The following is a 12,321-nucleotide window of genomic DNA, read 5'->3' on the forward strand; positions in this document are numbered from 1 at the left end:
GAATGAAACGATTCTGCCTGTACCTACCTCTTTTTCTATTGATACCCTTTCTAACCAAAGCCGCACCGGGCGATGTGCATATTGCGATTGAGACCCAGCAGACAGCCCTGGTAATCAGGGTCGACAAAGAACAAACGCCTACCATTGTCCACCTGGGTCCGAAGCTACGTAACGCGGCCGAATATGCCGCCATTCCGGGGAATGGCAAGCGGGGGGAGGATTATACAGGCATCTACAATTCGGCCTATACCCCCGCCGGTAGCCGCAATTTGCTGGAACCCGCCATTCAGGTTACCCATGCCGACGGCAACCCGTCACTTGATCTCAAATACGTTCGGCATGAAACGCAACATGTGGCGGATGGCGTCGTGCTAACGAAGGTATATTTGAAAGACCCGCAGTACCCGTTTGAGGTGACGCTGTATTACAAAGCGTACCGGAATGAAGATGTAATAGAGCAGTGGTCATCGATTCGGCACACCGAAAAAAAGCCGGTCGTATTGCAGAAATATGCATCGGCGAACCTCTATCTTCCGGCTCAGCAGTACTACCTAACGCATTTTCACGGCGACTGGGCCAATGAAATGAATCCTTCTGAAATACCGCTCACAGAAGGCATCAAAATCCTGGATTCCAAGTTGGGCACACGCGCCGATTTATTTCAGCCACCGTCGTTTCTGGTATCCCTCAATCAACCCGCCGACGAAGACAAGGGCGAAGTTATTGCCGGTACGCTGGCCTGGTCGGGCAATTACCAACTGGCGTTTGAGGTTGATCCGCTGCACAACCTACGTATCATTCCCGGCATCAATCCATACGCGTCAGCTTATTCCCTGGCGCCCAACACTGACTTTACTACGCCTGCTTTTCTGTTCACCTACTCGCAGCAAGGCACGGGTGGCGCCAGCCGGAGTTTGCACCGCTGGGCGCGAAAACACCGCATTCCGCAGGGGCAGGGCAATCGGCTGACGCTACTGAACAACTGGGAAGCTACGTATTTCGATTTCAACGAGGAAAAACTGTCGACGCTCATTAAAGACGGCAAAAAACTTGGCGTCGATCTGTTTCTCCTCGACGATGGCTGGTTTGGCAATAAATATCCCCGCAACGACGATCATACCTCACTGGGCGACTGGCAGGAGAATACCAAAAAGTTACCGCATGGGCTGGGTTATCTGGTGAAAGAAGCCGAGAGCGCAGGGATTAAATTCGGCATCTGGCTGGAGCCCGAAATGGTCAGCCCCAAAAGTGAACTCTACGAAAAACACCCCGACTGGGTTATCAAGCTGCCAAACCGTCAGGAGTATTATTTCCGAAATCAACTGGTGCTGGACCTGTCGAATCCTAAAGTGCAGGATTTTGTCTATGAGGTCGTGAACGGCATCATGACGAAGAACCCAACGCTGAGCTACATCAAATGGGATTGCAATGCCGTCATTTACAATGCGTACTCAGCCACCAACCCGAACCAGTCGAACCTCTTTGTCGACTACGTTCAGGGTCTATACAACGTAGTGGAACGGATCCGGACCAAGTACCCAACGCTGCCCATGATGCTGTGTTCAGGGGGCGGTGGGCGCGTCGATTATGGAGCGCTACGGTACTTCACCGAATACTGGCCCAGCGACAACACCGATGCCCTGGAACGAGTGTTTATTCAGTGGAATTACTCGTATTTCTTCCCATCCATCGCGAGTTGCAACCACGTAACGGACTGGGGCAAACAGTCCATCAAGTTCCGCACCGACGTAGCGATGATGGGCAAACTAGGGTACGATATTGTCGTCAGCAAACTCACCGAACCCGAACTGCAATTCAGCCAACAGGCGCTGAAGGATTACGAACGTATCAAACCCGTCATCTGGCAGGGTGACCAGTTTCGACTATCATCTCCCTACACAAACGATGTAGCGTCGGTGCTCTACGTGAGTGAAGCCAAAGACAGGGCAATGTGGTTTACGTACCTGGCCAGGAACCGCTACAAAACGGGCAGCCTAACGCCTATCAAACTGAAAGGGCTCGACCCCGACAAAAAATATACGATTCAAGAGCTTAACGTCTATCCGGGCACCAAATCAGCAATCAACACATCCACCGCGACCTATTCGGGTAACTACCTGATGACCATCGGCTTCAACCCCCAGGTGAGCACCCGTCAGGAAAGCGTGGTGCTGGAAGTGAGTGCAGCCAAGTAAACGTTCGTTTTTTGTCCCGTTGTTCGGCGTAGTCTCTGACTACGTCGCAGTGTTATCCGGTCTCCGACCGGTATGCATAACGCTGGTCAGAGACCAAATAACGCAACGGCGTAGTCAGAGACTACGCCGAACAACGGAGCACTTCAACTACTTCCCATCGGCCTTCGCATTCATCGTGTTGGCAGCGTCCTTGCGTTGGAACGCTACCCATTCCAGGGCAAGCAGATTCTTGCCGTCGGGTTTGACGAACACGAAATATAGATCGTGTTTGCCACCGGGATTCTGAACTGACGTGCTCACATCCGTAAACTTCCGCCGGTCGCCGGTTGGCGTGGTATTCGCTGTGCTGATCACGGGTCCCGTTGGTGAGTCGGTATGCACTTCGATGGTGGCAGTCTGGTCCAGCGACGCATAATGATATGTTAACTGGTCGATGCTTTTCAGATCTATCGCCTTCAGCACGAAGTAGGATTGATTATTGATGTTGCCTAACCGTCTCCCCTGCTTCGCCATCTCATGGATTTCGTCGGCATCGCCCGCCAGCACCCTGGTCGTCCGAAGCACCAAGGCATCGCTTTTCATTAACGCCAGTTTGGGTTGTGATCCGCCAACGCTTCCCTTGTCGGTATACGTAGCGGTCAGGATGTAGCGGCTCTGCTCATCGGTACCAACATGATCTTTCAGCACCAGACTCCCCTGTTGCGGCAGATGATTGTCGGCAGGTTGCATGCCTAACGAGAAAATGTATTTCACCATTTCGGTCGTTTCCTCCCGCGAGAGCTGCGGGTGCGCACTCATGGCATGTTCGCCCCAGACACCCCCACCCCCAATGATGATCTTGTTCGCCAGCTTGGCCGTAGCGGTCTTGTCACTCTGGTATTTTTTGGCGATTTCGGTGAACGACGGCCCAACGGATTTGGCCGCAACCTGGTGACAGGCTTTGCAATCGCTGCCCGCAATCAGCGATTTTCCTAAATTGTACGAGGCTGAGATTCGCTGGTGGCCAATCTGTTGATCATTACCGGCTACTTTCGGGATGAAGGTCAGCGCCACTTTCACTTTATTTTTATCAATCACTTTATCTTCCTTATCGCTCACGGCCACCGAATACCGGAAAGGCGTCTCATTCGGAAAGAAAAACGTGCTGTTGTCAGTGGTGGCAATCGCTACCGAAGGGGTGGTGTTCCCCACCTTGATGGTCAGCGTGTCGGTAGTTGCCTGACCCGCCGGGTCCGTTACGGTCAGCGTCGCTTTGTAAATCCCATTTTTACGGAACGTATGGGTTGGCTTGGCCTCGGTTGATGCAACCTGACTCCCTTCAAATCGCCACTGGTAGTTTAACTGATCCGACTTGTCATAATCGTAACTCGTGTTGCCAAAAGCCACCGTCAGCGGAGCCAGACCGATGGTATCTTTTGCCGTTATCTGCGCCACTGGTGCGCGGTTACCCGGGTTGAAGTCGATACGTACCAAACGGGCGTCATCGTTGTCGATGCCATAGACCGAACCATATTCGAGCATGTAAATAGACCCTTCCGGTCCAATTTCCATATCCACCGGACGCCGAAAATCGCCCGTAACAGGCATGAACCGTTCCATGTACTGATAATTCTGCTGGTCATCCAAACGTACCGCAAAGACCCAGTTCCGCATCCAGTCATACATAAATAGCGCCTTATCGTAGTAAGCCGGCATTTTGGTTTTCGACTGAAGCGATGCGTTGTAATGATACACGGGTCCACCCATTGCACACCGGCCACCAACGCCCAGTTCCGGAAATTCGTCGGACTTATTGTACGGATACCAGACCATTGGCTTGTTGGTCGGCGGCAATTGTTTTGCGCCCGTATTATTGGGTGAGTTGTTGATTGGCGCATTCGGGTCAAACAACGTACCAACAGCTTTGGTGGCAAAATCGTATTGGTGATACGGCTTGCTGTCGCCTACAAAGAAAGGCCAGCCATAATTGCCTGCTTTTTTTGCCTGATTGAATTCATCGTAACCACGCGGCCCCTGCGGTCCGTCGGTGCCCGAATCTGGCCCAATTTCACCCCAATACACAATCGACGTAGCGGGATCAACCGAAATACGATACGGATTTCGGCACCCCATTACATAAATTTCGGGTCGTGTTCCACCCGTGCCTTTTGGAAAAAGATTACCATCGGGAATGGTGTAGGAGCCATCCGGTTCAACATGAATACGTAGTATTTTACCCCGCAAATCATTCGGGTTGCCTGCCGACCGAGCCGCATCGAATGTCAGCCGACCTTCGCGCCAATCGGTCGGCGAAAACCCGCTCGACTCAAATGGAACTGTATTATCACCGGTCGAAATGAAGAGGTTGCCATGTGTGTCCCAGGCCATCGAACCGCCTGTATGCGCACTCACTTCCAGATCGATCGGAAATTCGATAATGGACTTTTCACTGGCTAAATCCAGCGTATTGTCTTTCGTGATGACAAAGCGGGCAATACGTTGTCTGGTCTGTTCTTTGTCCTGAATCGTGTAGAAAAAGTAGAGGTAATGGTTCTGATTGAAATTCGGGTCGATGGTCATGCCCAGCAGCCCATTCAGGTATTTCTCGACGGCTTTCACCGGAAAATCGTGCAGCAATCGGGTTTTCTTCTGCACCGGATCGTACATGTAAAACTTACCATGACGTTCCACAAAAAATACGCGGCCATCGGGCGCAACGGCCAGCTCCATCGGCTCGTTGAGGTCATTCGACAGCACCGTTTTCGTAAACCGATTTTCGGCAGGCCGGTTGGTGGTGTCTATCGTAGCTTCGGCCGTTAATGATTTTATGGGCGTCTCATCGTGATGAACCGTGCCAGTCAACGTAGCAAGCGTACCCAGCAGGGCGCTACCCAGCGACAAATAAGTAAACAGGGAGAAGGACATGGTTTTAAGGATGATATGTTTCTATGGATTAGGAAAATCTGAACCTCTACCCATACTATCACCAAAGCATGACCAACTCCTTGTCTAACCATACATGACCGGCTAAACTAACTGAAACATAGTCTTTTCCACCTACTCCACGGCCTTCACGGTATAGCCTTTTTTGCGCAACATATTGATGATACCTTTTTCGTTACCCAAGTGCCCGGCTCCGAAGGCAAAAAACGTCGGCTTTTCTTTGGCAGCTTTCTCGATCACCGGAATCCAGCTGGTGTTACGTTCGGTCAGTAAACTTTCTTCGTACTGCGAAAAGTCGCCCCCACTGAACTCGCTGGCTTCCATTGCACTCATCAGTTTATTAATGTCGTGGGTTTTATACAAGGCAATGAAATCTGAAAACTCCTTTTTTGCAGCTTCAGGCTTTCTGGCTATATCGACCAATCCTTTCAGCTGATCCTGCATGGGTATTTTGTCCATCGCATTCAGTTGCGTCGATAAGTTTTCCAGGCCCAGTACTTCTTTTTTTTCGCTGGCCGCCATCTCAGAAAATTTCAGATCATACGACACAGGCTGGCACGGCAGAATCGTCATATACATCATCGAAAGCAGGGCAATGGGTTTAAGCATTCCCATCTGCGCCAGTCCAACGTGCATTTTCTCATTCAGGTACTTATCCAGTATCGTATACTCCTCAGGTTTAAGTAGTTCCTTTACAGTCTTACCGGCTGGCATCATCATCGCTTTCTGCATGTCGGCCATCATCGTGGGGTCGTCCATATCAAGTTCCAGATACACTTGCTGGCTTTCACCCACGGCTTTTTTCATAGCATCGGTAATGATCAAATCCGTTGGACAAACGAGGTGGAATGTACCGTAGAGGTACGACGGTTTCGCCAGACCCGGACCCGTTACTTCGTATAGCAACGCTTTATCCTGCGCCTGCGTGGTGAGCAGCGCACCCGCGGCCAATAAGCCAGTCAGTACGTATTGGATGGCCTTTATTTTCTTCATAATTGTCATTAGTTGGGTAGTATAATTTACTCTTCGCCGGGTTTAAAACTAAGCAGAATGGTCGACAAATCTACAACTTTGTGTCCCAAAGTCACATTCGGTTTTGCTTCGTAACTTTGATTTTGCCGATCCTGCTTAACAGACGCCCTGACCCCATGATTGCACAACAACTCAAACCCGAACGCCCCCAGACAAAGGCTTTTACGAACAAGATTCGCCTTGTTACGGCGGCTTCACTGTTCGACGGCCATGATGCGGCTATCAACCTGATGCGTCGGCTGATGCAGGCGTCGGGTGCGGAAGTGATTCACCTGGGACACAACCGTTCAGTAGCCGAAATCGTGGATTGTGCCATTCAGGAAGATGTCCAGGGCATTGCCGTAACGAGCTATCAGGGTGGGCATCTGGAGTTTTTCAAATACATGTATGACCTGCTTCAGGAGCGTGGGGCGGGCCATATCAAAATCTTTGGGGGCGGTGGCGGTACGATTCTCCCCGCCGAGATCGATCAACTTCACGCCTACGGCATCGCACGGATTTATTCGCCCGACGATGGCCGTTCGATGGGCTTGCAGGGTATGATTGACGATTTGCTACGTCAATGCGATTTTACCTTACCCCCAGCCCCCCGCATCGGCGGACCGCCCCTGTTTTCAGGGGCGGGGGGAAATATGTCCCCGGACGATGTCGATGTAATCGCCCGGCTCATCACCACCGCCGAAAATCACCCGGATCAATACCATGCTCCTGCCTCCACACACCACGTTCCCGTCCTTGGTATTACCGGGACGGGGGGTGCGGGTAAATCATCGCTGGTGGATGAACTGGTGCTACGTTTCCTGCGAACGTATCCGGATAAAACACTGGCCATCATCTCGGTAGACCCATCGAAGCGCAAGACGGGCGGAGCGTTGTTAGGGGATCGCATTCGCATGAACGCGATCAATTCTCCGCGTGTATACATGCGGTCACTGGCGACACGGCAGTCGAATCTGGCCCTGAGTCGCCATGTTCAGGATGCGATCGATATTTGTAAAGCCGCTCAGTTCGATCTGATTATCGTCGAAACATCGGGCATTGGTCAGTCGGATACGGAAATTACCGAACATGCCGATCAAACGCTCTATGTGATGACGGCCGAATATGGCGCAGCCACGCAGTTAGAAAAAATCGACATGCTCGATTTCGCCGATGTCATTGCCATCAACAAATTTGATAAACGAGGCTCGCTGGACGCCCTGCGCGATGTCAGGAAACAGTACCGGCGCAATTACAATCTCTGGGACGTAGCGGATGATGAATTACCCATTTTGGGAACCGTTGCCGCCCAGTTCAACGATCCGGGCATGAACGCGCTGTTCGAGCGACTGATGTCAGTATTCGGTTTACGGTTTTCAGTGGCTGACGCACGCCAATCCGAATACCGTAAACCGAATACCGTAAACCCCACACCCATTATCCCCCCAGACCGAGTGCGGTATCTGGCCGAAATTGTGGAAGAAAGCCGACGTTATGATACGTTCGTTCAGGAGCAAACAACGCTGGCAAGGCAGCTTTATCAACTCGATGGAACACTGAAGTTGCTATCCCAATCCCTCCCCTTAAACCAAAGGGAGGGGGGCAATCCACTGCAGGAAGAGTTAAAAGCCCTTTACGCTACCTTCAACGTTCAGCTCCACCCAATTTGCCGAACCCTGCTCCAACAGTGGCCTGAGATGCAGAAACGCTACGTAGCAGACTTTTACGAGTTTAACGTTCGGGGTAAAGTTATCCGGCAGCCGTTGTATTCTGAAACCCTTTCCCATCTAAAAATCCCCAAAGTCAGTCTGCCGAAGTACCACGATTGGGGTGATGTTCTGCGCTGGCTCCTGACGGAGAACGTACCGGGAGAGTTTCCATATACGGCTGGTGTTTTCCCCCTAAAACGAGAGGGCGAAGATCCAACACGCATGTTTGCGGGCGAAGGTGGACCTGAACGGACCAATCGCCGGTTTCACTACGTATCAAAGGGCTTACCCGCCAAGCGCCTGTCAACCGCCTTTGACTCCGTGACACTCTATGGGGAAGACCCGGCGCTACGTCCCGATATTTTCGGAAAAGTCGGCAACTCCGGGGTGAGCATCTGCACACTCGATGATGCCAAGAAACTCTATTCCGGCTTCGACCTCTGCGACCCTGCGACGTCGGTATCCATGACCATCAACGGGCCCGCGCCCATGCTCCTTGGCTATTTCCTGAACGCAGCCATTGATCAGCAGTGCGAAAAATGGCTACGCCAGCAGGGGGCAGGGAGCGAGGAGCAGGGAGCTGCTGATACGCTCTTTTCCCTTCCTCCGAGCCCCGTGCCCCCTGCTCTGCGCTACCAAGGGCCTCTGCCCGATGGCAATGATGGGCTGGGCTTGCTGCTGCTTGGGACAACGGGCGATAAAGTACTGCCACCAGAAATTTACGAGCAAATCAAAGCCGATACGTTGCGTAAGGTGCGCGGAACGGTGCAGGCGGATATTTTAAAAGAAGATCAGGCCCAGAATACCTGCATTTTCTCGACGGAGTTTGCCCTCAAAATGATGGGTGATATCCAGCAGTATTTCACCAACAACCGGGTGCAGAATTTTTACTCGGTGTCGATTTCAGGCTATCACATCGCCGAAGCTGGCGCCAACCCGATTTCGCAACTGGCCTTTACGCTGTCCAATGGGTTTACATTCGTGGAATATTACCTCAGCCGGGGTATGCACGTAGATGACTTTGCCCCAAACCTCTCGTTCTTTTTTTCGAACGGAATGGACCCGGAATACACCGTTCTGGGGCGGGTGGCCCGACGTATCTGGGCGAAGGCGATGCGCAACAAATACAACGCCAACGACCGATCCCAGAAACTCAAATACCATATTCAAACCTCTGGCCGAAGTCTCCACGCCCAGGAAATCGGGTTCAACGACATTCGCACTACGTTACAAGCCTTGCTGGCCATCTATGACAACTGCAACTCGCTTCATACCAACGCCTACGACGAAGCTATTACGACACCAACCGAAGAATCTGTCCGGCGGGCGATGGCCATTCAGCTTATTATCAACCGGGAGTTTGGCCTGACGAAAAACGAGAATCCGTTGCAGGGTGCTTTCGTTGTGGAAGAGTTAACTGATCTGGTAGAAGAAGCGGTATATCAGGAATTTATGGCCCTCAACGAGCGCGGGGGTGTCCTGGGCGCGATGGAACGCATGTACCAACGCAGCAAAATTCAGGAAGAATCGATGCAGTACGAAACGATGAAACACAACGGTGATTTGCCGATTGTTGGCGTCAATACGTTCCTCGATCCGGCTGGTTCGCCAACCATCGTTCCCACCGAAGTCATCCGCTCAACCGACGACGAAAAACGCTACGCGGTTGAATCCTGTCAGGCATTTCAGGCGGCTCACCACGATGAAGCCGCAATAGCCCTGGCAAACCTACAGGCTACAGCCCTGGCCAATGGCAATATTTTCGAGAGTTTGATGGAAGCAACCAAAGTGTGTTCACTTGGCCAACTAGCCAACGCGCTCTACGAAGTGGGCGGGCAGTACCGGCGAAACATGTGAGGAGATTGCCCAACATCAGGTTCAGCCAGGTTTTTCAACGTTGTTCCTGCGGATTAGTCTTGTTCCCTACTCGTACCGCATTAAATCTTAAGAAAATCTAACCTTAACACTACACCGTTCGTTAAGGGGAGTATCCTATGGATATAGTATAGTACAAACAAACACGTACTCAACGCCAGCATACAACCATTATGAATGAAAATCAATTAAACAGACGCCAGGTTATTGGCGGCCTTGGTAGTGGTCTTGCCGCTACCCTAATGGCATCTCCAGTGTTTGCAGATTCGGACCCTCAACTTACCGAGGGAGCTGCTCCGGCAGCACTTGTCGATCCGACCACAAAATATCCCAAGCCTCCTTTTAAGCCCCAGCCTCAACCCTGGCCAGGCCTGGCCAGTAAAATGGACCCCCGGCCCGATCATGGCGAGACCAGCTACAAAGGATCGGGACGTTTACAGGGTCGTAAAGCCTTGATTACCGGCGGTGATTCAGGGATGGGTCGAGCGGCCGCAATCGCCTATGCGCGTGAAGGAGCTGATGTAGCCATTAACTACCTGCCCGCTGAGGAACCCGATGCCAAAGAAGTAATTGACCTGATCAAAAAAGAAGGCCGAAAAGCGATTGCCATTCCCGGCGATATCCGCGACGAAGCTTTTTGCAAACGACTGGTCGATGAAGCGGTGAAAGGATTAGGTGGCCTGGATATTCTGGTCAGCAATGCCGCCCGCCAGCAAAGCCGTGAATCCATTCTCGACGTATCTTCGGAGGATTTCGACGCGACCATGAAGACGAACATTTATGCGCCTTTCTGGATTATTAAAGCCGCTTTGCCGCATATGCCAGCCGGATCGTCCATCATTGGTACGACATCGGAACAGGCCTATGACCCTTCACCCAATTTATATGACTATGCCCAAACCAAAGCAGCCACGATGAATTTTGTCAAGTCGCTGGCAAAACAGCTTGGTCCCAAAGGCATACGGGTGAATGGCGTAGCGCCGGGGCCTATCTGGACGCCCTTGCAACCCAGTGGTGGTGCCACGCAGGAAAAACTAAAAACCTTTGGGGGAAATACGCCCCTGGGTCGACCTGGCCAACCCGCCGAACTAGCGTCTATTTACGTTCAACTGGCTGCCAACGATGGTAGTTATGCCACGGGACAGGTGTATGGAGCCGCTGGTGGGGGTGGACAGCCTTAGTGGCGTTATTATGCGAAAAATGAGGTAAGGTTACCCTGAAGCCATACGTATCGAAGCGCACAAAATGGAGCTTTTGCTACCATGTTTAGGCTGATATAGAGACCTGGATGGCTGAAAATTATTTGACAGGCTAAGTTGCTGTTGGTCAAGGCTTGTATGTTCACTTTGGCAATATAAGCCCTGATTAACAGTAACTTATCTTAACCGCTACGGGACAATGTTATTAGCCTGTGCCGTGAAGTGGATAAGCTAATGTCCCGGACCACAGAAAAATTCTATACTGGTAAAGAAGGCTTCGCTGGAATTCGTTCCTGCAACCGGGCTAGGGAAGCATTCGGCAATCTAGACAGAACTAAGCGTGCAAACCACTCAGCCTCTTCTATCAGGGGATACCCCGAGAAAATAAAGGCTCGTATGCCCATGTCCATATACCGATTAATTTTTTCTACGATCTGATCGGCGCTACCGACTAGAGCACCACCCGCTCCCGAACGGGCTTTCCCAATATCGGTCCATAGCAATGGCTCCACAAAGCCATCGTTATCGGCACCTTTACGCAGTTCATTTTGCCGCTGAACACCCAATGACCACGAACTTTGGGAGGCATTTTTCAGCGCTGCACCCCGTACCGGATCAAACTTCGACATGATGTGCCGGGACCAGGCCCTGGCTTCATCCTCCGTTTCCCGCACGATTATGTGAATACGCAACCCGAAATCGATCTGTCGACCGTAGCGGGCTGCCCGTTCTGCTACGTCCTGCATGTTGCCATACAACAACTCCTCGGTTTCGGGCCACATCAGAAAGACATCGCAGTAACGGGCGCATACGTCCCGCGCGCCATCCGACATACCGCCGAAATAGAGCAGTGGTCCGCCGTTTTGCTGATAGGGTTTTACCGGCTCAGTCGCTAAACTGATTTTACCATATACAGGGCCATTGTGTTCAATTCGGTCCTGTGTCCAGGCCTGTTTCAGAATCTGAATGGTTTCGGCGCAGCGCTGGTAACGCAGGTGAGCGTCTTCACGATAACCGGGTAAGTCAGAGTTGATAATGTTGATCGTCAATCGCCCCTCCAGCATCTGATCGAGGGAGGCCAACGTACGAGCCAGCATTGGTGGGTGCATTTCTCCACAGCGGATGGCCGTTAGTAAACTAATTCTCTGTAAGTCAGGAGCCACTCCCGCTGCAAAGGGAATCACCTCCTGACCCGTCATGTATGACGTGGGCAATAATAAATTACTGAATCCCAGCCGTTCGGCAGCCAGAGCGACGTTCCGGCAATGGGCAAATGTACTGCGGGCGGGATCGCGAACGCTCAGAAATTCGGTATCCTCTCCGCAGAGGTCAGAAAACCAGGACACTTCGCAAACGCGCCCGGTTGTTCGTACAGGGACAGACTCAATTGGCTGTTGAAGCATGGACAAT

Annotated in this window: 6 protein-coding genes; 3 read left to right on the forward strand and 3 right to left on the reverse strand. The window is 51.8% G+C overall.

The annotated features are described in order from the left end of the window. Positions 1-2: 2 nt before the first annotated feature. Complete coding sequence (locus ACYVEA_RS30415) at positions 3-2,195, forward strand: alpha-galactosidase (RefSeq protein WP_461117143.1); 2,193 nt, start codon at positions 3-5, stop codon at positions 2,193-2,195. A 147-nt stretch (positions 2,196-2,342) separates the two neighbouring features. On the opposite strand, the gene ACYVEA_RS30420 is transcribed toward ACYVEA_RS30415, so the two are convergent. Together ACYVEA_RS30420 and ACYVEA_RS30425 are read right to left on the reverse strand one after the other, a co-directional pair. Next, positions 2,343-5,099, reverse strand: coding sequence for a PQQ-dependent sugar dehydrogenase (locus tag ACYVEA_RS30420; protein ID WP_461117144.1), 2,757 nt, complete (start codon positions 5,097-5,099; stop codon positions 2,343-2,345). Between the two features lie 132 nt (positions 5,100-5,231). Beyond that, complete coding sequence (locus ACYVEA_RS30425) at positions 5,232-6,110, reverse strand: TraB/GumN family protein (RefSeq protein ID WP_461117145.1); 879 nt, start codon at positions 6,108-6,110, stop codon at positions 5,232-5,234. A 155-nt stretch (positions 6,111-6,265) separates the two neighbouring features. On the opposite strand from ACYVEA_RS30425, the gene ACYVEA_RS30430 reads away from it, so the two are divergent. Both ACYVEA_RS30430 and ACYVEA_RS30435 read left to right on the forward strand, forming a co-directional pair. Then, positions 6,266-9,694 (forward strand): methylmalonyl-CoA mutase family protein, encoded by a 3,429-nt coding sequence (locus ACYVEA_RS30430; RefSeq protein WP_461117146.1) that lies wholly within the window; start codon positions 6,266-6,268, stop codon positions 9,692-9,694. Positions 9,695-9,885: 191 nt separating this feature from the next. Further along, positions 9,886-10,893, forward strand: coding sequence for an SDR family oxidoreductase (locus tag ACYVEA_RS30435; protein WP_461117147.1), 1,008 nt, complete (start codon positions 9,886-9,888; stop codon positions 10,891-10,893). Positions 10,894-11,168: 275 nt separating this feature from the next. Here the strand turns inward: ACYVEA_RS30435 and ACYVEA_RS30440 are convergent, their stop codons facing one another. Next, a complete protein-coding gene (locus ACYVEA_RS30440) occupies positions 11,169-12,314 on the reverse strand; it encodes an LLM class flavin-dependent oxidoreductase (RefSeq protein WP_461117148.1) in 1,146 nt (381 codons plus the stop codon). Positions 12,315-12,321: the final 7 nt, after the last annotated feature.

The sequence above is a fragment of the Spirosoma jeollabukense genome (assembly GCF_054777855.1).